26 protein-coding genes and 1 tRNA gene are annotated in these 22,592 nt (G+C 50.7%); 7 read left to right on the top strand and 20 right to left on the bottom strand.

Annotated features, from left to right (window positions below):
* Position 1 precedes the first annotated feature (1 nt).
* The 10 genes from H1D31_RS05660 to H1D31_RS05615 all read right to left on the bottom strand — a co-directional run bounded on the left by H1D31_RS05660 (position 2) and on the right by H1D31_RS05615 (position 8,304).
* Positions 2 to 1,105 (bottom strand): flagellar basal body P-ring protein FlgI, encoded by a 1,104-nt coding sequence (locus tag H1D31_RS05660; RefSeq protein WP_261256827.1) that lies wholly within the window; start codon positions 1,103 to 1,105, stop codon positions 2 to 4.
* Positions 1,106 to 1,114: 9 nt separating this feature from the next.
* The gene (gene flgH, locus H1D31_RS05655) at positions 1,115 to 1,795 is read right to left on the bottom strand and encodes a flagellar basal body L-ring protein FlgH (protein ID WP_008609937.1); all 681 of its coding nucleotides are present in this window, start codon (positions 1,793 to 1,795) and stop codon (positions 1,115 to 1,117) included.
* An 11-nt stretch (positions 1,796 to 1,806) separates the two neighbouring features.
* Positions 1,807 to 2,595, bottom strand: coding sequence for a flagellar basal-body rod protein FlgG (gene flgG, locus H1D31_RS05650; protein ID WP_008609936.1), 789 nt, complete (start codon positions 2,593 to 2,595; stop codon positions 1,807 to 1,809).
* 69 nt (positions 2,596 to 2,664) lie between these two features.
* Positions 2,665 to 3,411 (bottom strand): flagellar basal-body rod protein FlgF, encoded by a 747-nt coding sequence (gene flgF, locus H1D31_RS05645; RefSeq protein ID WP_261256822.1) that lies wholly within the window; start codon positions 3,409 to 3,411, stop codon positions 2,665 to 2,667.
* Positions 3,412 to 3,581: 170 nt separating this feature from the next.
* Positions 3,582 to 4,886: a flagellar hook protein FlgE gene (flgE, locus tag H1D31_RS05640; RefSeq protein ID WP_261256820.1), complete on the bottom strand. Its 1,305-nt coding sequence runs from the start codon at positions 4,884 to 4,886 to the stop codon at positions 3,582 to 3,584.
* Positions 4,887 to 4,898: 12 nt separating this feature from the next.
* On the bottom strand, positions 4,899 to 5,624 hold the full coding sequence (locus H1D31_RS05635) for a flagellar hook assembly protein FlgD (RefSeq protein ID WP_261256818.1): 726 nt from the start codon (positions 5,622 to 5,624) through the stop codon (positions 4,899 to 4,901).
* 10 nt (positions 5,625 to 5,634) lie between these two features.
* Positions 5,635 to 6,057 carry a flagellar basal body rod protein FlgC gene (gene flgC, locus H1D31_RS05630; RefSeq protein ID WP_008609932.1) on the bottom strand — a complete coding sequence of 141 codons (423 nt, stop codon included), beginning with the start codon at positions 6,055 to 6,057 and terminating at the stop codon, positions 5,635 to 5,637.
* 2 nt (positions 6,058 to 6,059) lie between these two features.
* Positions 6,060 to 6,461, bottom strand: coding sequence for a flagellar basal body rod protein FlgB (flgB, locus tag H1D31_RS05625; RefSeq protein ID WP_008609931.1), 402 nt, complete (start codon positions 6,459 to 6,461; stop codon positions 6,060 to 6,062).
* A gap of 63 nt (positions 6,462 to 6,524) precedes the next feature.
* Positions 6,525 to 7,358 carry a CheR family methyltransferase gene (locus H1D31_RS05620; protein WP_261256814.1) on the bottom strand — a complete coding sequence of 278 codons (834 nt, stop codon included), beginning with the start codon at positions 7,356 to 7,358 and terminating at the stop codon, positions 6,525 to 6,527.
* 16 nt (positions 7,359 to 7,374) lie between these two features.
* Positions 7,375 to 8,304: a chemotaxis protein CheV gene (locus tag H1D31_RS05615; protein ID WP_261256812.1), complete on the bottom strand. Its 930-nt coding sequence runs from the start codon at positions 8,302 to 8,304 to the stop codon at positions 7,375 to 7,377.
* A gap of 127 nt (positions 8,305 to 8,431) precedes the next feature.
* Here H1D31_RS05615 and flgA point away from each other — a divergent pair, with 127 nt between their 5' ends.
* From flgA to flgN, 3 genes are all read left to right on the top strand, one after another.
* Positions 8,432 to 9,133: a flagellar basal body P-ring formation chaperone FlgA gene (gene flgA, locus H1D31_RS05610; RefSeq protein WP_261256811.1), complete on the top strand. Its 702-nt coding sequence runs from the start codon at positions 8,432 to 8,434 to the stop codon at positions 9,131 to 9,133.
* A gap of 84 nt (positions 9,134 to 9,217) precedes the next feature.
* On the top strand, positions 9,218 to 9,559 hold the full coding sequence (flgM, locus tag H1D31_RS05605; RefSeq protein ID WP_008609927.1) for a flagellar biosynthesis anti-sigma factor FlgM: 342 nt from the start codon (positions 9,218 to 9,220) through the stop codon (positions 9,557 to 9,559).
* Entirely contained in the window at positions 9,556 to 9,990 is a 435-nt protein-coding gene (gene flgN / locus H1D31_RS05600) for a flagellar export chaperone FlgN (RefSeq protein ID WP_008609926.1), read from the top strand. Before flgM ends, flgN begins: the two co-directional genes overlap by 4 nt.
* 6 nt (positions 9,991 to 9,996) lie before the next feature.
* Here flgN and H1D31_RS05595 read toward each other — a convergent pair whose 3' ends face one another.
* A complete protein-coding gene (locus H1D31_RS05595; protein WP_008609925.1) occupies positions 9,997 to 10,458 on the bottom strand; it encodes an LPP20 family lipoprotein in 462 nt (153 codons plus the stop codon).
* A 205-nt stretch (positions 10,459 to 10,663) separates the two neighbouring features.
* On the opposite strand from H1D31_RS05595, the gene H1D31_RS05590 reads away from it, so the two are divergent.
* Complete coding sequence (locus H1D31_RS05590) at positions 10,664 to 11,791, top strand: flagellar assembly protein FlgT (protein WP_261256809.1); 1,128 nt, start codon at positions 10,664 to 10,666, stop codon at positions 11,789 to 11,791.
* A 55-nt stretch (positions 11,792 to 11,846) separates the two neighbouring features.
* Positions 11,847 to 11,921, top strand: a tRNA-Arg gene (locus tag H1D31_RS05585).
* A 4-nt stretch (positions 11,922 to 11,925) separates the two neighbouring features.
* Here the strand turns inward: H1D31_RS05585 and H1D31_RS05580 are convergent.
* The 8 genes from H1D31_RS05580 to rppH all read right to left on the bottom strand — a co-directional run bounded on the left by H1D31_RS05580 (position 11,926) and on the right by rppH (position 19,528).
* Entirely contained in the window at positions 11,926 to 12,606 is a 681-nt protein-coding gene (locus H1D31_RS05580; protein ID WP_261256808.1) for a FlgO family outer membrane protein, read from the bottom strand.
* Between the two features lie 152 nt (positions 12,607 to 12,758).
* On the bottom strand, positions 12,759 to 13,418 hold the full coding sequence (locus H1D31_RS05575; protein ID WP_008609922.1) for a FlgO family outer membrane protein: 660 nt from the start codon (positions 13,416 to 13,418) through the stop codon (positions 12,759 to 12,761).
* The gene (locus tag H1D31_RS05570) at positions 13,415 to 14,038 is read right to left on the bottom strand and encodes a FlgO family outer membrane protein (protein ID WP_008949738.1); all 624 of its coding nucleotides are present in this window, start codon (positions 14,036 to 14,038) and stop codon (positions 13,415 to 13,417) included. Before H1D31_RS05570 ends, H1D31_RS05575 begins: the two co-directional genes overlap by 4 nt.
* A 69-nt stretch (positions 14,039 to 14,107) precedes the next feature.
* Positions 14,108 to 14,956, bottom strand: a complete 849-nt coding sequence (locus H1D31_RS05565) for a thymidylate synthase (RefSeq protein WP_261256803.1) — start codon at positions 14,954 to 14,956, stop codon at positions 14,108 to 14,110.
* On the bottom strand, positions 14,953 to 15,762 hold the full coding sequence (gene lgt, locus H1D31_RS05560) for a prolipoprotein diacylglyceryl transferase (protein WP_261256801.1): 810 nt from the start codon (positions 15,760 to 15,762) through the stop codon (positions 14,953 to 14,955). Before lgt ends, H1D31_RS05565 begins: the two co-directional genes overlap by 4 nt.
* Before the next feature lie 30 nt (positions 15,763 to 15,792).
* Positions 15,793 to 16,587 (bottom strand): sulfite exporter TauE/SafE family protein, encoded by a 795-nt coding sequence (locus H1D31_RS05555; RefSeq protein WP_261256799.1) that lies wholly within the window; start codon positions 16,585 to 16,587, stop codon positions 15,793 to 15,795.
* A gap of 149 nt (positions 16,588 to 16,736) precedes the next feature.
* Positions 16,737 to 18,995 (bottom strand): phosphoenolpyruvate--protein phosphotransferase, encoded by a 2,259-nt coding sequence (gene ptsP, locus H1D31_RS05550; RefSeq protein WP_008949742.1) that lies wholly within the window; start codon positions 18,993 to 18,995, stop codon positions 16,737 to 16,739.
* A 26-nt stretch (positions 18,996 to 19,021) separates the two neighbouring features.
* Positions 19,022 to 19,528 carry an RNA pyrophosphohydrolase gene (rppH, locus tag H1D31_RS05545; RefSeq protein ID WP_039925610.1) on the bottom strand — a complete coding sequence of 169 codons (507 nt, stop codon included), beginning with the start codon at positions 19,526 to 19,528 and terminating at the stop codon, positions 19,022 to 19,024.
* Positions 19,529 to 19,908: 380 nt separating this feature from the next.
* Between rppH and mutH the strand changes: the two genes are divergently transcribed.
* Positions 19,909 to 20,586 carry a DNA mismatch repair endonuclease MutH gene (gene mutH, locus H1D31_RS05540; protein WP_261256795.1) on the top strand — a complete coding sequence of 226 codons (678 nt, stop codon included), beginning with the start codon at positions 19,909 to 19,911 and terminating at the stop codon, positions 20,584 to 20,586.
* On the opposite strand, the gene cysB is transcribed toward mutH, so the two are convergent.
* A complete protein-coding gene (cysB, locus tag H1D31_RS05535) occupies positions 20,572 to 21,549 on the bottom strand; it encodes an HTH-type transcriptional regulator CysB (protein ID WP_065954860.1) in 978 nt (325 codons plus the stop codon). The two genes, mutH and cysB, sit on opposite strands and share 15 nt — an antisense overlap.
* 266 nt (positions 21,550 to 21,815) lie before the next feature.
* Here cysB and H1D31_RS05530 point away from each other — a divergent pair, with 266 nt between their 5' ends.
* A complete protein-coding gene (locus tag H1D31_RS05530) occupies positions 21,816 to 22,580 on the top strand; it encodes a hypothetical protein (protein WP_261256791.1) in 765 nt (254 codons plus the stop codon).
* Positions 22,581 to 22,592: the final 12 nt, after the last annotated feature.

The following is a 22,592-nucleotide window of genomic DNA, read 5'->3' as shown; positions in this document are numbered from 1 at the left end:
CTTAGATCACCACCAATTCACCATGAATGGCACCGGCTTCTTTTAAGGCTTCCAGAATCGCCATCAGATCGCCAGGCGCCGCCCCTACCGCATTGACGGTACGCACTAACTCATCCAGCGTCACGCCGGGATCAAACTTAAACATCCGGGAGTTTTGCGGATTAACATTAATAATGCTGTCTTCTACCACTACCGTTTCACCATCGCTAAAGGGATTGGGTTGAGAAACTTGCGGATTTTCTTCAATGGTGACGGTTAAACCACCATGGGTCACTGCCGCCGGGAACAAGCGCACATCTTTGCCAATCACAATGGTACCAGTGCGGGAGTTAATAATGATCTTGGCTGCCTGATCCGCCGGTTGAAAGGTCAGATTTTCCAGGGTCGCTAAATAGGATACGCGCTGGCTAATATCCCGTGGCGCCCGCACCCTTACCGAAGAGGCGTCCAGTGAAAACGCCGTTTCCGGTCCCATAAAGCCATTAATGGTCTCAGCCAGCCGCTTAGCGGTAGTGAAATCGGGACGTTTCAGATTAAAGGTAATAAAATCGCCATTGCCAAAGGGCGACTCCACTTCGCGCTCTACCACGGCACCATTCGGAATACGCCCTACTGTCGGAGTATTGACGACGATACGTGAACCATCCAGCCCTTCCGCTCCCAGGCCGCTGACTATCAGACTACCCTGTGCTACCGCATAAACATTGCCGTCCAGACCGGTTAAAAAGGTTTGCAGCAAGGTGCCGCCACGTAAGCTCTTGGCACTGCCCACCGACGAAACGGTAATATCAATACTCTGTCCTGGTTTGGCAAAGGGGGGTAATTCGGCGTGTACCGCAACGGCAGCCACGTTCTTGATTTGCGTGCGGCCTCCGGCCGGCAAATTAATGCCGAAATTTGCCAACATGGTACGAAAACTTTGTTCAGTAAAGGGGCTTTGCTCACCGGTGCCAGGCAACCCCACTACCAGTCCGTATCCGACTAGTTGGTTTGAACGCACACCCTCGATATCGGCGACATCTTTGATTCTGGCACTCTGTGCCGCCAGCGGCAAACAACTGGCTAGCAGCAACAAACAGACAGTGACAATATTAGCGCTACGCATGTGCTGCTCCTAGAACGGCCACAGCGGGCCATTGAAAAACCGACTTAACCAACCAGGAGACTGGCCATGATGATGTGCGCCCGTGCCGCTATATTCAATGCGGGCATTAGCGATCTTGGTAGACTCAACCGTGTTATTCACATCGACATCCTGTGGCCGGATCACACCGGTCAGCCGGATGTACTCTTTACCGGTATTTAAGGTTAACCACTTTTCGCCACGGATCACCAGATTACCATTGGCCAGCACCTGCAACACATTGACCGAGATATCCCCTACCAGGCTGTTACTTTGATTGGCTTTGGCATCGCCTTTAAAATCCTGATTACTACTGGAACCAAACTGCAACACGTTACCACCGATTGAGGCATTGCGACCCGCGATATTGATCGGCTCAAAAGCGACGTTACTGTCTTTTTTACTCTCGGTCTTGGCATTCTTTGAAGCCTGGGTCCGTTCGCGCAGCACCACGGTAATAATATCGCCTTCATGCCGCGCACGATTATCGGTATACAGACTATTCGAATGACTTTGCGTAAACAGCGAACCATTACGCAGCACCGGCCGCGGCGCTGGCTCAGGTGGCAAGGGCGCAAAAAAAGGATCGTCAGGTTTGGCTTCCTGTGTTGCCGCACACCCGGTTAGCAATAACAGCAAACTGAGCCCTATCAAGTAAGCAACGTTACGCATCTTAGCCCCCGTTATAATTGCTGAATAACATAACCAAGCATCTGGTCGACGGTAGAAATGACTTTCGAGTTCATCTCATACACTCGCTGACTTTCAATCAAGCTCACCAGCTCTTCCGTGACATTGACGTTGGAGGTTTCCAGCGCGCCTTGCACAATGATGCCAAGCCCCTCCAGACCCGGAATGCCCTGCACCGGATCTCCGCTGGCCGGAGTTTCCTTAAACAGGTTTTGGCCAATCGGCTCTAAGCCTGCCGGATTAATAAAATTAGTGACCGTCAACTGCCCTAATACCGCATTTTCTACCTGGCCAGCCAACCGCACCGACACCTCACCGTCCTGTGATACCATGATGGCAGTCGCGTCCGGCGGGATTACAATATTCGGCTGCACCTGATAACCGGCACCTGAGGTCACCATATTGCCATCACCGTCTACAGTAAACTGACCATTACGGCTGTACGAAATAGTGCCATCCGGCATCAGTACCTCAAAAAAACCATGACCTTGGATCATCAAGTCCAGGCTGTTTTCCGTGGTAATCATATTGCCCTGAGTAAAACTCTTTTGGGTCGCCACTACCTTGGTACCGGCGCCAATCATTAAGCCATTTGGCAGCTCAGAGTTTTGCGACGAGCGCCCGCCCGGCTGATTAATATTCTGATATAGCAAGTCTTCAAAAATCGCCCGGCTTTTCTTAAAGCCGACAGTACTGGCATTCGCCAGGTTGTTAGAAATAACCGAGATATCGCGCTGTTTTGCGTCGAGACCGGTTTTACTGATCCACAAAGCCGGATGCATTTGTACCTCCCGGGCCTAAACCCTGTTAACGGCAACGACAGCTGTAACAGCGGCCGTTGTGAAAAATAATTAGCCGATGATCCGCATTAGCTGATTCTGCTGCTGGTCCATCTGTTCCGCTTTTTTCATCATTTTCACCTGCAGCTCAAATTGGCGCTGCAAACTGATCATGGTAGTCATTTCGGATACCGCATTAACATTGCTGCCTTCATAAGCACCGTGTAGTAGCGTTACTGCGGCACTCTCTTGTGCCAACTCGCCATCTTTACGCCGGAACAGACCATCATTGCCTTTTTCTACTGCCCGGTATTCGGTATCAACCAGCTTGATCCGGCCCACAACTTCCAACACATTCGCGGGTGCTCCCTGGGCTCTGGCACTTACTGTACCGTCCTGACCAATTTCCATTTTGGCTAGGGGTACGGGCAGCAGAATAGGCCCGTCTTCTCCTAACACTGGATGACCATTGGCGGTGCGCAGCATGCCGTCCGGAGTTAACTGCAAGTTACCGGCACGGGTGTAGGCTTCGTTACCGTTTTTGTCCTGTACCGCAAACCAGCCCTCGCCCTGAATCGCAATATCCAGCTCGCGCTCAGTGATAATCAGGGGGCCGCTGTCAAAGTTTTGACCGGGGCTCTCGGTCATTGAAAATACCCGGGTTGGTAAACCGGCACCAAAGGCCTGCATCGAGCGGGCCTGCTCAAAATCAGCTTTAAAGCCAACGGTCCCGGTATTGGCCAGGTTATTCGCCCGCACACTGATGCCATGCATATTTTCTTTGGCACCGCTCATGGCGATATAGAGCAAACGATCCATAACAGACTCCGTATAGCAACTGTCGAGGGGTTAATGTGATATCTGAAGCAATAACAATGCCAACTGGAAATAGAACTAGCCAGGCCGGCCAATATAGGGAATAAAAAAACACCCCGGCACGATGCCGGGGTGTTGCTTGACGGGTATCTGATACCCTGGCGACTAGAAACTTACCGGATCTGCAGGATATTCTGCTGCAACTGGCTGTTCACTTCCAACGCCCTCGAGTTAGCCTGGAAGTTACGCTGCGCCGTAATCAGATCAACAAGCTCAGTCGTCAGGTTAACGTTCGACTGCTCCAGCGCGGAGGCATTCACGGCGCCGAAGGTGCCAATATTCGCCTGTCCGGCAATGGGTTCACCCGAGGTGATAGACTGCTTCCATGATGTATTACCAACCTGCTTTAAGCCCTGCACATTAGCAAAACGCACCAGCGTTACTTGCGCCAGGTAGGACGAGTCACCGTTACTGTAACTGGCCAGTACCCGGCCAAAGGCATCGATATCCACCCCGGTCAGGAAACCAACAGTCGTGCCGTCCTGACTCAGGTTGGTGACATCGAAAGCTGCAGCATACTGTGTAGGCAGTCGCACGCCAGACGCATCCCGGAAATTGACCACAACATCAGCGGCAAATTGTGCGCCGTTGGTCAGATAACCGAGCAAAGGATCATTCAACTGTGCCGCAGGTAACGTTATGGTCGGCACTGGTGGCGTGACAAAATTACCGCTGGAGTCAAAAACAACGTTATCCCCTTGGAACGGAGTTGCCGTAATACCATCCCACACCACAAAAGTTTCCCACTCGGCATTCGCTGGTGGTGTGGTTGGTGTTTTTCTGAAGTAAGTCGTTACCGTATGAGCTTCACCCAGACTGTCATAAACAGTTACCGACGTCGAATGGTTATAGGTAGAGCGGTCAGTGGCATTAAAGGGCACCAGCGGATCTTTAGCTATTTCCCGGGAGTCAACATTCATACTCAGGAAAATATTGTTGGTCGCTCTTGGCGCTCCGGCTGACGTCGGGATCGAAATCGGCGCTGTTGTACTAAGGCTTACCGATTGATTTTCACCTGTTACTGGTTCCACCGAAAATCCCTGTAAAAAGTTACCTTTATTATCAACAATAAAGTTATCCTTATTCAGCTTAAAGGCGCCCGCCCGGGTATAGGTCATATCACGGGAAATACGGTCTGGCGTTGTCGCAAAAAAACCTTCACCGGTGATCGCCAGATCCAGCGAATTGTTAGTAAACTGCAGAGCGCCCTGGTTAAACTGCTGCGCAACGACAGCTGTCGTTACACCGTCACCAACCTTGGTGCGCCCGGAAGCAAAAATAGAAGTGGCATAAACATCAGCAAACTCTGCACGGGACTCTTTAAAACCCGTGGTATTTACGTTAGCAATATTGTTAGCCGTAACGTCCAGATCTTTTTGCGCGGCAGCCAGGCCGCTGAGTGCAATATTAAAACTCATAGTAAACCTCGCTTAACCGTAAGATACTTCTAACACATCGCTTAATTTCACTGCGCCCAGACCCAGTAGATTCAGCATGATGCCTTTACCATTACTATTCATACTGACACTGCCCACCGGCGTATAGACATTTGCCGGGACACTGGCGCGGGTGCCATCGCTATAACTCGCTTCGACTTTTAACTTGTAAGTACCCGCTCTGACGCGCTCCGATAGCTCACCATCGATCAGGTCGGCACTGCTTTCTCCCGAGGGTAAATAGGTGCCATCCCAGATAAAGCTATTACGGCCCATTTTCGGGTTTTCCACACTGAAACTCTGAATCAGCTCGCCTTTTTCGTTTTCAATCATCACTCGTAGTGAGCTGGCTGGCCGCTCCAAATCAATAACACCGCGCGCCAGACTATCACCGGTAAACACGAGCTGGTCAGACTGTGTCAGTACTGAGCGTCCCACCAAAGAAGAGGCTTGCAGTGCCTGATTAGACGTCATACTTTGCGCCAGGCTGGAAAAGTTCTCATTTAACTTCCCGATACCATCGGCAGTAGTAAAGTTGGTCATTTGCGCAATCATCTGATCATTTTCAACTGGTTTGGTTGGATCCTGATAAGCCAGTTGCTGCGTTAACAACGCAAAAAAATCTGCCTGGGTTAGCGCACCGTTATTTCTATCCTGGACTTTAGGCTTTTCTTCCCAGTACAGGTTATTCAGTGCCGAATTATTACTTACGCTACTCATCCGTTACTCCTTAGCCAGACTGGCCCATACGCAAGGTGCGCATTAGCATTTGCTTAGCAGCGTCTGCCGTCTGTACGTTCGTTTCATAGGAGCGGGAGGCCGAAATCATATTCGCCATCTCTTCCATAATGTTCACGTTCGGCTTGTATACATAACCATTTTCGTCTGCCATCGGATGATTAGGCGCATATTCCATTACCGGTGGCGCGTCAGACTCGACGATACCCAGTACTTTTACACCGCTACCGGCATCTTGTTGCCGTTTTGCCTCCGACAGCTCCGCGGCAAACACCGGATGCCGGCCTTTATAAACCTGATCAATACTGCTACTGACACTGTTGGCATTTGCCATATTGCTGGCCGTGGTATTCATCCGTACTGACTGCGCGGTCATACCGGAACTGGCAATATCGAAAACTTTAAATAAGCTCATGATTATTGTCCCGTACCTGTGATAGCCTTTTTCAGGCCACTGATTCTGCTGTTTAAAAACTGCAAACTGGTTTGATACTGAATAGCGTTTTGCATCATCGCATTCCGCTCGTGATGCACGTCGACACTATTACCATCGCCGGTATCCGGTTGATCCGGGTTACGGAATTTAACTTCCTGTCGGCTCTGGGTAGAGATGGCAAAATGCCCTTCGTGCGTGCGACTCACCGGCCGGCTCTGCCGCGACTGCGCATTGTTCAGCGCCTGCTGAAAATCCAGATCTTTCGCCTTATAACCCGGCGTATCTGCATTAGCGATATTTTCTGAAAGCACCTGCGCGCGCCGATCCCGGGTTAATAATGCATCCGGGTGCATGCCAAAGGCTTTGTCAAAGCTGATAGCCATTTTCTTGCCACCTCTTGTTACACGTTAAATATGAGGAAGCAAAAAGCAGGCCAAATTGAAAAGTCAGGTTTTCTTGCGGTAAATAATGCCTGGATTACAGCGTAACATTTCAAAGTCCTCGTTCAGGCTGGACAAGGACTCTGAGGCGCCAAGGATCAAATGGCCGCGACTGTTTAATGCCTGCGAAAACTGGCGGATAATTTTTGCTTTAACTTCAGGAGAGAAATAAATCAGCACGTTACGACAAAATATAATATCGAATTTACCTAACAAGGTATAACTATCTAACAGGTTAAGGTGCCGGAAACTCACGTTTTTCTTCACCTGATCCTTGATCCGCATCATACCTTTGCCGCTATCTTCAAAAAAGCGGCTGCGCCGCTCAGGTGATAAACCACGAGCTAAAGCCAATCCATCATATTCGGCGCGCTGGCAGTGTTCTAACATAGTATTGGAGATATCCGTGCCTAAAATACTCACTCCGGCAGGAAACGCATTGGGCCGGCCTTGCTGGTATTCCAGAACTGTCATGGAAATAGAATACGGCTCCTGACCGGAAGAACTGGCAGCTGACCAAATTTTGACGCTGCGGCAAGTTTTTTCCAGCTCCGGAAAAATTTGGTTCTTTAACAACTCGTATGGGTAGGTATCACGAAACCACAGGGTTTCGTTAGTGGTCATCGCGTCAATTACTGCTGAACGTAACTGCCGTTCAAACGGATTCATCGTTTTAGTAAGCAGCTCAGACAGCGTAGCGATGCTAAAACGCTGCATAAGTGGCGCCAGCCGGCTTTTGACCAGATATTGCTTATTATCACCCAGCACGATGCCACACTGCTGTTCCAGAAAATCCCGGAATTGCCGGTACTCTGCGTCCTGTAATTGCTTATCTGACACGCGACGTCCTCAGCCTTTAATCAACATGTAGCCATTTTTGCACCGATTGTGCGAGCTCGTCCGGGTTAAACTTGGCGATAAAGTCTTCCGCCCCCACTTTCTGTACCATCTGCTGATTAAAAACCCCACTTAGCGAGGTATGTAGAATAACGTGCAGACGGCGCAGTTTAGGGTCGGCCTTTACTTCTGCGGTCAAGGTGTAGCCGTCCATTTCCGGCATCTCGATATCAGAGATCAGCAAACCTACTTTTTCAGTAATAGACTCCTGACACTCTTTCGCCTGTTGCTGTAAATAAGTCAGGGCCTCACGACCGTTATTTACCAAATGCATCCTGACACCCAGTGGTTCTAATGACCGTTTTACCTGATTTCGGGCGACAGCCGAATCATCGGCAATTAAAATCACCCGACCGCCAAGATCAGTAGTAATACTCTGGGTAACGGCCTCATCATGAATCATCGTCGGCGAAGGGGAAATCTCTTCGAGGATTTTTTCAACGTCCAGGATCTCAACCAACTCTTTATCAATTTCGGTCACCGCGGTCAGGTAACTTTGCTTACCGCTGGTGCCCTTGGGTGGTGGCATAATAGATTCCCAGTTGGTATTAACAATACGCTCTACCCCACTGACCAGAAACCCCTGCACTGAGCGGTTATACTCAGAAATGATAATAAAGGCAGTCGATAAATCGGCGATTGTCTTACCACCTGTGGCCAGACTTAAATCAATCACGGAAATCGTTTGGCCACGGATATGGGCAATGCCCCGCACAAAAGGATTTCGCTTCGGCATCGCCGTCAGCTTTGGACATTGCAATACTTCCCGCACTTTAAACACGTTAATGCCGTAACGTTGGCGGCCATTGAGCTTAAAAAGTAATAATTCCAAGCGGTTCTGCCCAACCAGCTGCGTACGTTGGTTAACGGAATCGAGAATACTGGACATCAAGCTCTCCTTAGGCAGCCAAACGGCTTGGTATTTGCATACTGTCGTGGAGCCGTAGTCAAAACTACGGCACTGTCTATCTTCAGGCATGTTATAACCCTTTATTCGTAAAGCATAGCCAAACTATATGAAAAAGTACGAAAATTTTATCCGCAGCTGCATACTGCTACTCGCCTTCACCATCAGTCCCTGGTGTCAGGCGCAAGTGCAACAATTTAGTCCATCGCAACTGACTTATGCGGTAAAGGACTGGCTGCAAACGGCATGGGCAGTCGATGAGCTGGAGAGCGAAATCCACGTCACGGCACTTGATAGCCGGATTGGCAGTAAAGACTGCGCCCATCAGCCACAAATCAGTCTGCCGGCCAATGCTAACCCGCGTCAGACGACGGTGCAGATTAGTTGTAGTGCGCCAACCAGCTGGCAGCTATTTGTACCGGCCCGACTTACTGAATGGTTGGCCCTGGTGGTGAGCAGGCAAAATATCGCTCCAGGAACCATCATCACTGCCGATATGTTAGAAGTGCAGCGCCGGGAACGTCGGTTGGTACGTGGTAATATTGTGCAGGACATCGCGACGGTTGCTGGCAGCCGGAATAAACGCAGCCTGAGTGCAGGCCAAATCCTTAGTTTGCAGGATCTTTGTCTTGTATGCCGGGGAGATATTGTTACAATAGAAATCAGCCAGGGTGGCCTTGCCGTATCCGCCACAGGCGTTGCACAACAGGATGGTACCCTGGGTGAAGTCATCCAGGTGCGTAATCAACAATCTGGCCGTGCCATTAGCACCGAAGTGACCGGTGTCAATCAGGTAAAGGTCCGGTTTTAAATTCTGAAAAAAGTGCTAAAGTTTAGAGGCAAACTGCCGTTAACCTAAGCATAAGGACTGTGTTTAAGGTGATGAGGTTCTACTATGGCTATAAATATCAATAACCTGCAGCAAAATGCACCGCAGGTCAAAACTGACAAAGCCGGCAATGCCGGTAGCACTGAGCAATTAGTGCAACGCCAACAAACGGCGGTGCAGCAAAATGCCAGCAATCAGGCAGTACAAAAGCAGGATTCGGTATCCATTACCCCGCAAGCGCAGCAATTTTCCAAATTACAGGAAAAGGCCGCCAATAGCTCAGGTATTGATCAGGAGCGGGTGAACAAAATCAAGCAAGCTATTGCTGAAGGCAAATACAAAGTGAATGTTGAGATGCTGGCAAAACGCATTATGCAATTTGAAGGCGATTTGTTCGACCGTAAATGAATAGCAGCCACGATCTCATCATCACTGTCCTGACCAAGCAAGCAGCGCAATTGGATGCGCTGTTGCTATTGTTGAAAAATGAACTCTCTGCCCTCGCTGAAAGACAGGTGGAAACCTTAGAGCAGGTTATTGCCGAGAAAACGGCGCTGTTAACACAAATCAGTGCCACTGACGCTGAACTTGCCGCACAGCCACAGTTGGCAGCGGTAAAAGCTGAAGCCTGGTTTGTTGAACAACGCGCACTGCTGGAACAAAAACTGGCTGACTGCAAAGCTCAAACCGCCGTTAACCAGCAAGCACTGGAACAAAGTCAGCTTATTTTACAACGCTTTAAGAACGAATTATTGGGCGCTAAGGGCAAATCCGGCCTGACCTATACCAGTAAAGGCCAACCGGCTGTTGAGAATAAAGGGCCAGGCATTAAAGCCTGACCGGCGCTACCACAGGTAGCGCACACTCCTGATGCTTTGTTTTGGTTGGGTATGTTGCAAGGTGGCATACACTTCAGCGAAATTCAGCTCCAACTCCGTCACGTAAGTATCATCCACAGCATAGCTTTTCACTACTCTGGCGCCACGGATCAAGCCCTGCACCGACGCTTCGAGCACATCATTCTTTGCCACCATTGCACTGACGGTGTTCTGGCTGTCAATTCTTTGACCATATACCCGCTCCGCCAACTCGCGATAGGCTTCCAACTTCGACGCCCGCATCGCTAATAGCATACGTTGCGTCTCATTACTGCCTTGTTGTAACGATATGGGCGCGGCACCCAAAGCAGTGATCACCGGAAAACTGACAGGTGTTTCATGCTGGTATTCAATATGCCGATCCGCGAATTGGCTACAGCCTGAGATCATCAGGCCGCTACCAAGCAATACGAAACCTATAACTTTCATAGTACTTACCCTTAGCAAAGTGACTGTGCTCACTGTAATACTGCCATGCTGTTGTTGCCAGTTGCCGACAACTCGACAAGCCCGGCGACAAAACCTATTGCTACTGTTTTTGTTTAGCAAAAAAAATGCCAGTTAGGCATAAACTTTGCTTTATTAAACACAGCACTCTTTTGACACGAGCGAAAGCGGGATGACGATTAAACCTATGACAAAAGCGCTTCTGACAGCGCTGAGCGGCCTGAGCCTGCTGTTCAGCCCATTACTGCACGCCAACTGGTATGAAGCCACCGGGCAGGCGGCGATTGAACGGGGCGACCTGAACAGCGCACGCAAAGCCGCAATTGAAGATGCATTGCAACGGGCCAGCTTATTTGCCGGCGCCAGATTACAAAGCCAGCAACAGGTGATCCAAGGCATTATGCAGCACAGTCAGATCACCTTAAGCAGCGCTGCGGAATTAAAAGAAGTACAGCTGCTGTCAGAGGTTCAGAGTAAAAACCAGGTGACGATCACGCTCAAAGCCCATATTGTCGCTGAAGGCAAGGCCTGCCAGGCCCAGTACCGCACACCGCTACTGGTAAGCGAAATTCAGCTTCAGGCCCGGCAGGATGCGATTTCAGGCCAGCTGTTTCAACTGGGTAGCGATAGTAGCCGGCAATTAAACCGGCATCTGCGTGACTTTGCTCCGGCACTGCTGGTGGAGCCATCGCCTCAGCCAATCCCGTTACAGATGCTGGACCAGGCAACCGCAGATGCCCTGTTTAACCGCGGCCATCAGTTTATTCTAATAGCCAGTATTAATGACCTGTCGCTTGGTAAAAAATTGAACAAGTTCTGGCAAAGCAGTCAACATGAGCGCTTCTTCGCCTTCGAACTCTGGTTATATGATACCTTTGAGCGGCGGGTCCGCTACCAGCAGGAATATCGTACCGGAAGTTACTGGCCTACCTCTGACGCTACGCCAGCCAGTCACAGCATGGCATTCTGGCAAATGCCTTATGGTCAGAAAATTGACCAGGTGCTGCGTACTGCGGCCCAGGATATTGGCCAGCAGCTGCAGTGTCAGCCCTTGCTGACCCAGATCCGTCAGGTTCGCCAACAACAGCTGCAAATTCCTTTGGGTAGTAATCACGGTCTGCGGGTCGGTGATCAGATCCAAATCATCCAGTTGCAGCGGGATCCACAAGATAATCAAATCCGGCGCCTGCTACACAGCCCGTTACAGTTGCTACTCACGGAAGTTACCCCTGATGGTGCCTGGGCTGCCTCACCGTCACAGCAATTACTTAATCATATTCAGCCTGGTGATATCGTCAGTCTGGCAGCAAACTAACCACAGACTGAAAAGATTCACAGAATCTTTTCAGTCTGTTAGACTCTGCGCCGCCCGCCCCATAGTTAAATGGATATAACGGCCCCCTCCTAAGGGGCAGTTACAGGTTCGATTCCTGTTGGGGCGGCCATCTCCTAGCGCAGTATTTGCGGATACAGCGAGCTGACCACAAAATGTGGGATCAACTGCTGTGAACTGGCAGCAACTACTTTAGTGCGAAAGTTAATCACTCTGGCATTCACCATAATACCTCTTGGGGTAAATACCATAGTTCCTGATAACACATAATCAATTTGCTGCATCATATCAAGCTGGTTGTGCTGCCGGCTAAAGACAAAATCACCGCTCGGTGTCACCTGAATATCGCGGGTGGTTTTAAAATCGACAACCTGGATACCGAACTGCTGGAACTGATGAATAAAGGCTTCAGCCAGTTGGTTACCAATAATATTGGTGCGGTTTAACTCACTGTCTAAATCAACAAAGGATGCCACGGCCACGCGGGATTCGACCGGGAAATAATGAAAGGTTTCAACCAGCTGCATCGCCATCTGCGCCACATAGTCATTAAGCTGCTTATTGGCATTTAAACTGGTGACATACTGGTGTGGCACCATCCAGCCATTCTGCCGCAGCGGGCTGGCGGCCTGACCAGAAGATACCGGCATAACCCGGTCGGCAGGCGCCTGGTCCTGTACCTGGCGGCGGACCTCAGTCCGGCAATTGCCTTTGCTATCACACTCCGTTCTTTGGTAACTGTAACAGCCGCTTAGCAAGACGGCACCGGCAAGCAATGCCAGATATTTGCTTTTCATCATACGCTCCTGACCCCAGATTTAGGCTAACCTCTACTTGTCGGCGGCCTTGGCTTAAACTTTAGCAAAGCCTCAGAAAAATAACGAGGTTTGTACGGAGCATATTGATGTTAACCGCTAAGATTGTGTATTGCCGGGTACAACACCGGCAATCAACCCTGTTTCAGTTTTAGACTGTTATCCTGGCGTTGTTGCAGAATAGCGTTATAAACCGCCGCCGGCACAAAGGTACGAGCCGCCGATACCACCCTTTTATTGTCGATCTGGATTAATCTGGCGTTTAACATCACTCCAGCCTGATGCCGCGTTACAGTACCGGTAACCACGTATTTGATCGGTAACTCTGCCGATAACTCGCTAAAATCACGACTCAGTACAAAGTCACCTTTCTCCGTCACCCGGATATAATCGGTGACTTTAAAATCCAGTACCGGCACGCCAAACAGATGCAAGTCATAGATAATGGCTTCGCTCAGGTGATTGGTAAATACCGAGCCGTGCTGCAGATCTGAGTCCAGAAATGCCAGATCCGTCACTGCAACCATGGCTTGCTCTTCTACCCGGTGATGATTTGCCATCAAATCATGCACCAGATTACGAGCATAATGGTCCAGCGTGATAACCGGGGTTTGTCGCTGCTGCGTCGGGGCTGACTCAACCGCGAACGCCTGCTGCTGTAAAATACGCTCTTGCCGTGCCAGGTCGCCGCGCATCGACACCGCATTTTCCGGTACTACCTTGGGTTGTGCCGTTTGCTGGGCGCAACCGCTCAATGCCAGCAAGATAGCGACACTGATAGCTGATTTGTTCATGGGCGCTCTCCAATTCGATCGCTACGATATAAAAAATTGCCTCTTTTCAGCATCTTCTCCGCACTCCACAACACATTATCCGGCACATAGTCGGTGGCCGCAGCCAGCACCTGCTGACTTTGGATATCAATCAGTCTGGCATTGACAATCCAGCCATCCTCCTGCGGTACAAAGGTACCACTGAGTAATACCCGGGCTTGCTGTTGTTGCTGTAGCTCGTGCAATAAGCGGGAAAAGGCTTGTTCATGATCCTGTTGCAGTAGTACTGCAGCACGTAACCGGATATCGACGACTTCATAGCCGCGCTGTACCGCTTCGGTGAGTAAGCTTTCCGCCAGCTGATTGGCTAAATCCGTTTGCTCTGTACCAGCATTGACCAGTGACAATTGCCGCACCGGTACAAAACTACTGATGGCAATTTTATGCCGCAACTGCGGTTGTTGTCCGGCAGGCGTTTGAAAAAGCTGTTCCGCCAGACGCTGAGTATAAAATCCCAGTGGCTGTGGGCTTAAGCCAACGGCAGAGACCTGACGAACCGGCATCGACACTGTCGGTTCAGGTTGCTGATGCGCGCAGCTGGCAAGCAATGCCACTAGCGGCAGGCCAAGACACTTGTTCATAATCACCTCTTGCTGGTTATCAACTTGCTTCAAGCAAAAAGCAGGCCACAACAAGAGATGATTTTTTGACTAGACGCTAAAAGGGTATTTAATTGGCGGGTGGCACTGATAATCGTGTAGCACAAAATCATCCGGTGTTACCCAGGTTTCCAGATCGGCTAAGCTTCGGATTTGTGGGTTGATGGTCAACCGCGGTGAAGGGTAAGGCTCACGCTGCAGCTGCATTTTCATCAGCTCCAGTTGATTCTCATAAATATGCGCATTAACGATCTTATGATACACCTTGCCCGGCTTAAGGCCTGTGATCTGTGCCATCAGCGCCAGCAATACAAAGCATTGCACCTGATTAAAATTCAGGCCAAGCGGCACATCACAGCTGCGCTGGTAGGACGTCAGATACAGGGTATCGCCAAGCAGGCTGAAGGTATGGGTGTGCATACAAGGCCGCAGACAACCCAGCTCGAACTCTCCCGGATTATAAAAGGTCAGGATTTCCGCCCGGTCATCAATGCCCTGACTAAGATTAGTCACCACCTTTTGTAGCTGATCCAGGGTGGTACCATCTGGTTTCTGCCAACGCCGGCCCTGCACACCGTACACCCGCCCCATATCATCTTCACCTTTACGATGCGGATTAGCCAGCCAGGCGCGATTTTCGTTCGCATTGGCATTCCAGGTATTGCAACCGAGGGCGCGAAACTGTGCCGCACTGTCGTAGCCGCGTAAATAACCCAGCAACTCGGCAATCGCCGCCTTGTAATAGCTTTTGCGGGTCGTCAGCAGTGGAAACTGATTATTCGCCACATCATATTCCAGATCGGCATTAACCACGGTTAAGCAGCGGGTACCGGTGCGGGCATTCTCCACCCAGGTTCCCTGCTCAATGATCCGCTGACATAATTGAAGATACTGCTTCATGCTTTAGCTCCGGCAGTTGCGGCACGGGAGCGGGCGAAAACAATAATCGCCAGGCCGGCAATTATCATCGGCAAGCATAGCCACTGCCCCATCGTCATGCCCAAGGATAAAACGCCAAGATGTGCATCCGGCTCACGGAAAAACTCGACGCTAAAGCGCGCCATGCCATAACCGGCCAGAAAGACGCCGCCCAGGGTACCGGTTGCCGGTTTAGCGCGGCGCACCAGCATAATGATCGCGAACAGCAACAGCCCTTCCAGCGCCACATGATAGAGTTGTGACGGGTGGCGGCCGATGTCACCACCGGTAGGGAACACCATTGCCCAGGACACATCGGTCGGCCGGCCCCATAATTCACCATTAATAAAATTACCGATCCGCCCCGCAGCCAACCCCAGCGGGATCAGTGGCGCAACAAAATCGCCCAGAGCCAGGTAAGACTTGCGATACTTACGGGTAAACAGCGCCATTGCCGCCAGTACCCCAAGTAAGCCACCATGGAACGACATGCCCCCTTCCCAGATCCGCACCAGATAAAGCGGGTCCTGCAGCATATAGCTAAACTGGTAGAACAGAATATAACCCAGGCGGCCACCCAGCAGCACCCCGAGAAAGCCGTAGAACAACAGATCGCTGACTTGCTCCTTGTCCCAGCCGGAACCGGGTTCCGCCGCCTGACGATTCGCCAGCCACCAGGCGATAGCAAAGGCCACCAGATACATCACACCATACCAGTGAATTTTCAAAAACCCGAGGTCCAGTGCCACCGGATTAATTGCATGGGTGTAAAAAACTTCAGTTGTCATAATGTCCCTACTTTAATGCTGTTGACGCTCTCAGCTCAGAATCATCCGCGCCGCCACCAGTAACAAAAATACGCCAAATACCCGCTTAATGGTCAACACCGGCAACCGCTGCGTCAACGTGGCTCCAACAGAGGTGGTAAACACCGAAGTACTGATTACCCCCAGTAATGCAGGTAAATAGATATAACCAATAAAGCCCTGCTGCAAGCTGTAATGCTGCCAGCCTGCGCTGACGTAGCCGAGGGTACCAAATACTGCTATCGCAATACCACTGGCCGCCGCACAACCGATAGCCCGGCGCATGTCGACACTAAAGTAGTTCAGCATAGGCACAATCAGCGCACCACCGCCAATCCCCAGTAAGGCGGCGAAACTGCCCAGTAATGCCGACAGCACGGCCAACAGCGGCCTTGCCGGCAGTGGTAGCTTGCCGGAGGCACTTTGCGCACTTAACATTCTAAGCGCCAATAAACCGACAGCGACACCAAAAATAAGTTGCAGCGTCTTACCACTCAAATTGTGCGCCAGATAGCCGACCAATAAGGCACCGCTCCCAGCTCCCAGCATCACCGGCACGGCGATATGCCAGCTGACGTTATTCCGTTTGTGATGCGCCCGCACTGACGACAAGGAGGTAATAATGATCGAAGCGAGCGAGGTTGCAATGGCCACCAACATCGCATGTTCAGCCGGCACTACTGCAAAAGCTGGCAGCATCACCACCAGCACCGGCACTATGACCAAACCGCCACCGATACCCAGCAAACCGGCCAATAACCCGACCAGTGCGCCCAACAAGGCAGTTAACAGGAAAATGGATAGCAAAATGACAACTCAGTTAGAAAAGTGCGCCCAGTGTAGCAGAGGCAACAGCGCTTGTTGAGTCTTGGCTGCGGTCTTTGTCGGTATTCCTGGCGTAGGAAACTGTGAACTGGTCTGGGCTATCAGCGCCTGGGCCATTAGCACCTGACCTGTCAGGTTCTGACCTGGGTTAGCAACTGCTTATGCTCGAGGAAACGCTGAACCTGCAATCGCACCTGTTTTGGCGAATGGCAACACAGCACTTCAGGCAACAACAAGGCCAGTTCAGACAGCTCTACCCGGCGCAGTAACCATTTGATCCGCGCCAGGTTGCTGCTGTTCATACTAAAGCGCCGGAACCCCATCGCCGCCAAGAGTAAGACCCCGGCCGGTTCACCGCCAAGTTCACCACAAATACTGATTGGAAACTGCAGCGCCTGTGCCTGTTGCCCTAATTGGTGCAAGGCACGTAATACTGCCGGATGCAGCGCATCATACAGGTTTGCCACCCGGGCGTTATTACGGTCAACGGCTAACAAGTATTGGGTTAAATCGTTGGTACCCACGGAGCAAAAATCGACCCGGGCTGCCAACTCAGGCAACAGATAAAGTACCGACGGCACTTCAATCATCACCCCCACTTTCGGCCGGGGTACCGCAATGCCTAACTCGTCACCAACCTCGAAGCAGGCTTGGCGGATCAGCCGGATGGCTTCATCAACTTCCGCCAGATCCGACACCATCGGCAATAAAATATGTAGATTATCTTGTCCGACATTGGCTTTTACCATCGCCCGGATCTGCACCAGGAAAATTTCCGGATGATCCAGCGTCAAACGGATCCCCCGCCAACCCAGAAACGGATTTTCCTCAATGATACTGAAATAAGGTAAAGCTTTGTCGCCCCCAACATCCAGAGTGCGCATCACTACCGTTTTCTGCGGGTAGCTGCTTAATACCTTGGCATAGAGTTCGATTTGCTCTTGCTCAGTCGGGAAGCGGCTGCGGATAATAAAAGGAAATTCGGTTCGATACAGGCCAACGCCATCGGTGTACTGCGCATGCTGATTCTCCAGCTCAACCGCCAGACCAGAGTTGACCATTAACTTAAAACGTTCGCCACATTGTGATTGTGACGGCAGCGCGATTTCTTGCTGATAGCGGGCATGCATGGCCTGATCTTCACTGATCAGGCGTAAATATTCATTGCTCAACGCCTCAGTTGGCGACAACAGGATCAGCCCCTGATAACCATCGACAATCAGTTTCTGCTCATGCCAATGCAACAGCGGCAGCTCACTGACGCCCATTACCGCCGGGATCCCGAGGGCTCTGGCCATAATAGCAGCATGTGAGTTAACCGAACCACGCAAAGACACTACTGCAACCAGTTGTTCACGCGGGATTTCTGCCAGCATGGTTGCGGTGACTTCATCAGCGACCAGCACCACCTGCTCGGGTAGTTTCGCACGCCGCTGTTCCGTATCCAGTAAATTATTCAGTACCCGCTGCCCCAGATCGCGGATATCCAGGCCACGCTCGCGCAGATAGGGATCTTCCATATCATCAAACTGGCGGGCAAAGCGCTCTACCACGCGTTTTAACGCGCTTTTTGCACACCAGCCTTCTGCGATCTGCGCTTCAATTTCCCGCCCCAGGCTGGCAGCATCAAGCAACTGATGATACACATCAAAAATGGCCAGTGCATCTTCAGGTAAATGCTGCGACATGCGTTCGGCCAGCCGGTTAAATTCCGCTTTAGTGATTTTGACAGCACGGTAAAAGTGCGCCAGCTCTTTTTCCGGGTCCTCGGCTTTTTTCAGCGAGATCGCCGCAAAATCACTGGCTGGTTGCAACACATAGGCCTGACCAATCGCCATGCCGGGCGCGCCGGGTAAGCCAGCCAGCTGAGAAACCTGTTGCTGATAACCGGAACTGCGACTGGCAGCGTCGCGCATCTCGGCGTTAGCCAGCACCGACGCCAGCTGTACCCCCAGGGTAACCAGAAAAGACTCTTCATCTTCGCTAAATACCCGCTCGGCTGATTGCTGAATTGTTAGTACGCCTAATACTTTGCGGTGGTGGATAATCGGACACCCAAGAAAAGCTGAAAAGCGATCCTCGCTGACCTCGGGGGTGACTTTAAAACGCGGATGCAGGTGAGCCTGCGCCAGGTTGATCGGCTCTTCACGCTGGCCAACCCAGCCAATCAAGCCTTCAGAAAAACCAATGGAGACTTTGCCGACCGCATCCTGATTCAAACCATCGGTTGCCATCAGCATAAAGTGCTGTTGCTGATAATCAGCCAGATAAACCGAACAACATTCGGTTGCCAATGCATGCTTGACACTACTTACCAAGCCAGCGAGCGCCTTGTTAAGTATCGGCTCCTGTGCCACATCCTGAACAATTCGCCGCAACTGGCCTAGCATGCTAACCTCTTCACATTAAAGGTTGTTTATACTTTACGTTTACTGCTGTCCCGACGAACAAAAGGCAAAGCGACCGGAGCGAATTCTTTCATAACCTTGCGATAGACTTCCCGTTTAAAGGAAACCACCTGTCTAACCGGATACCAGTAACTGACCCAACGCCAGCTATCGAACTCCGGGTGACTGGTTTTCGCCAGATTGACGTCTTCTTCCCGACAGGTCAGCCGCAGTAAAAACCACTTCTGCTTCTGCCCGATACACACAGGGTTACTATCTTTACGAATCAGTCGTTTGGGTAACTTATAGCGTAGCCAGTGTTTGGTTGTCGCTATAATTTCCACATCTTCAGGCCTGAGCCCAACTTCTTCGTGCAGTTCGCGGTACATGGCCTGTTCCGGCGTTTCGCCATCATCAATGCCACCCTGTGGATATTGCCAGGAATTCTGACCGTATCGTTTCGCCCAAAACACCTGTCCAAAGGTGTTACAAATCACTATGCCGACATTGGGCCGGAAACCCTCGGCATCGATCACACAAACCTCAAGCATCTAAATTTCTGCTATACAAGGATTCTTTCATAAAGTTGTCGTGGCGGCAAACGGTATTTTCAGCCAAACATCACACAACTTATCCACAATGAGCAGAAGATAAGCAAGGGTACTGTGAGTTTTTTCACAGCTGCTGTGCATAACACTCTGGATAAGCCTAAGTTAATCACTGAATAACTTTAGGCACTTTAACAACCCGCATCAAAATAAATGCTTTTTTACCATTAAATTCATAACATTAAGTGAATCAATCAAGGTGTGATTATAAATTCTGACTGTGCATAAGTTAGTTTGTTGGCTTTTTAAGCAGCCGACAACATAAAAAAATGCTAGGGTAATCATTCATTAAGTCAAAGAATTGTCATATGCCCACCTCGCCTGCTTCTGTTACAGAGTTATTAGAGCGCTGCGCGCTGATTGCCGGTTTAACCCTGGGTCAGTTAGCGGCGCAATTGCAGGTACCCGTGCCGGCCGATTTACGCCGTGAAAAAGGCTGGACCGGACAACTGCTGGAAATGGCGCTGGGGGCAACTGCAGGTTCGCAGGCGGTACAGGATTTTCCCGAGTTGGCAGTCGAACTGAAAACCCTGCCGATTAACCAATATGGTAAACCACTGGAAAGTACTTATGTCTGCGTGGCGCCATTAACGGGTGCTACCGGTCAACAATGGCAGGAGTCGTGGGTCTGTCGCAAACTAAGCCAGGTGCTCTGGTTACCGATCCTGGCTGAACGGCATATCGCGCCGGCAGAGCGCATTATCGGGCAGGGCTTTTTATGGCAGCCGAGCCCCAGTGAGGCGGCGCTGCTGCAGCAAGACTGGGAAGAGTTAATGGAGTTGATTGCGTTCGGGCGCCTGGACCAGATTAAGGGCGCCCATGGCAAGGTGCTGCAGTTAAGACCTAAAGCCGCCGACAGTAAAGCCCTGACAGCGGCCATCGGCCCGGACGGTAGCCCGATACAGAGTCTGCCGCGGGGTTTCTATCTGAAAACTCAGTTTACCGCGGCGATTTTACAGCAGCAGTTTGCGCTAGCGCACCGGTAATTCAAACTTACTGAACATCCGATCTATTTCTTCCTGGCTACGCAGTGCATTGGCCCGCTCTACCACATCTTTGGTCAGATGCGGCGCAAAACGCTCAATAAAGTCATACATATAACTGCGCAGGAAGGCGCCTTTGCGAAAACCAATCTTAGTCGTCGAGGCTTCAAATAAATGGCTGGCATCGATGGCTACCAGGTCCTGATCCAGCTGCGGGTCGATCGCCATAGACGCAATCACCCCTACCCCTAAGCCCAGCCTGACATAGGTTTTAATCACATCCGCATCGGTTGCGGTAAAAACAATCTGCGGCTCCAGCTGATGGGCGGCAAAAGCCCGGTCCAGCTCGGAGCGACCGGTAAAGCCAAATACATAGGTGACGATAGGAAAACGCGCCACATCTTCAATCTGTACCTTGGCGGTCAGTTGGGTCAGCGGATGGTCTTTGCGGACAATAATGCTACGGTTCCAGTGGTAGCAAGGCAACATCACCAGATCACCATACAGATGTAATGCCTCAGTGGCGATGGCAAAATCCGCATCACCACGCGATGCGGCTTCAGAAATCTGCTGCGGCGAGCCCTGATGCATATGCAATGATACCCGTGGAAACTTTTGCATAAAGGTACGGATCACCGGCGGTAACGCATAGCGGGCCTGAGTATGTGTGGTAGCGATATTCAGCTTGCCCTGATCCGGTAAGGTGTGTTCACGGGCGATGGCTTTGATATTTTCCACCTTGGCCAGGATCTGCTGCGCAATATCAATCACCTCCCGGCCGGCTGGCGTAATATGAGTCAGGTGCTTGCCACTGCGGCCGAACACCTGGATCCCCAGCTCATCTTCCAGCATACGGATTTGCTTACTGATCCCCGGTTGCGAGGTGTATAAACTTTCTGCTGTCGATGACACATTTAAATTGTGATTCATCACTTCAACAATGTAGCGCAATTGCTGTAACTTCATCGATAAGGATCCTTTCAAACGCAGCAATCTACTATACCGGATAGCTGAGATATTCCAATAATTTTCTATAATAGCAGCACCTAGAACAAAATGTTGTTAGACAAAAGTGCTACTGGCGTCAGAAAAATATAGTGGATTCTGGTGCGGATTTTGCTAGTCTGACAGCTAACTAGCTGACAATACCGCACACTGCGTGGCAGAGCATCTGTTCAGCTGTAGGGTTTCCGATTAAGATACTGCTTATGCAGAATAAGACAGAGGTATAAATGGTCTTACCCCTGATCATCACGCTAACGATAGCTCTGGTGATTATTGCCGTTACCGTTAACGTGGTGCAACAGCACCGCGAGCGGATCCGGGCATTGAAGCGTGCGGAATATACCAAGCTGCGTCATGCCCTGGAAGAAACTGAAGAAATTCTGTTTAACGCAGCAAATGTCCCATTATCGACTGGCCTGTCCCTGATGTTACTGCGCCGCAATGCTTACCTGCTGCGGGCCATGGTGGAGTTAGAACCAGACGTAAAGGATATCCGGCAACGACTGGAAGACACCGAAAATCGCATCAACGAACTCAGTAAAGCAACGCCTAGCGTGGCTGAAGTACCGCCACTGCCAGATAATGATCAGCAGTTGCTGGCGATGATCAAAGGTATTAAGAAGCTACGTACCATGTTACGGGCAGAGCACGCCAGAGGTAATGTGGAGACGCAGCTGGTGATCGACGAAGACAAGCGACTTGATTTGCTGCAGTTAAGAATCAACGTTGAGAGCCAGTTAAAACGTGGCCGCACCGCACAGTCCAACAATATGCTTGGCTCAGCCCGGCAGTATTTTGAAAAAGCACTGGCGTTTTTACGCAATACTAATCACCAGCATGACTATATAACCAACCGCATTTCAGAAGCCGAGATGGCTTTGGAAGAAATTACTCAGGCGCTAAAACAGGGTAATGCCAAAGATATTGAAAAACGCGGTGAAAAAGACAACAAAGATATTGACGAGTTATTTGCGCCGAAGCGTAAATGGTAACAGGGGCCTTAG

The organism is Alishewanella sp. BS5-314 (assembly GCF_025377695.1).
In the GTDB taxonomy this organism is placed as follows: domain Bacteria; phylum Pseudomonadota; class Gammaproteobacteria; order Enterobacterales; family Alteromonadaceae; genus Alishewanella; species Alishewanella aestuarii.
This window is presented reverse-complemented; position numbering and strand designations above follow the sequence as displayed.